The organism is Vibrio sp. 2132-1 (assembly GCF_033344315.1).
Genome location: NZ_JAWPON010000714.1, coordinates 1 through 553, shown reverse-complemented (window position 1 = coordinate 553; position 553 = coordinate 1). Strand labels below are relative to the sequence as shown.

Annotated in this window: 1 pseudogene; it reads right to left on the bottom strand. The window is 41.6% G+C overall.

Annotation, left to right across the window (positions count from 1 at the left end):
- Nucleotides 1-293 precede the first annotated feature (293 nt).
- Nucleotides 294-553, bottom strand: a pseudogene (locus R8N47_RS27550) (methyl-accepting chemotaxis protein); the annotation flags it as partial.

Here is a 553-nt window from a genome sequence, read left to right as displayed (position 1 = left end):
ATAGCGGAACGCCGTCCGCTTGAACATTATTTCATCAGGTACAAGGAGAACTTGAGATTCACTTCAAAATAAACCGTTTCCCAATCGGTATTTGAACAATGCTATTTTCCTTTCATTCCTCAAATAGACTTCAAATTATTCAATAAGTTCGGTTTTATTACACCAAAGAATGAGTACGAGACAAGTACGTAGAGAAAGTGAATGCGAGTTATATTCTCGAAACAAATAAGTGAATACAAATGTAGAAAATAAAGGCTCCCAATTAGGAGCCTTTATTTGTTATTACCTTGTTATCAAACTGTGCGGTAACGCTCTAATACTTCACCGAGTGAAACCGACGCTTTGGTTAAGTTCGCGACACCAACAGTAGACTGCTCCGCCACCTCTCGAATTGTGCTGGACTGAGTACGGATATCAGCAAGCTCAGAGGCGATATCATTCGCAACCGCACTTTGTTCCTCCGCGGAAGTGGAGATTTGAATGCTCATGTCCATCAATGAACGAGCCGAGTCCGCAATCGCTGTGACATCTTGACCAATTTCATCGATCAACT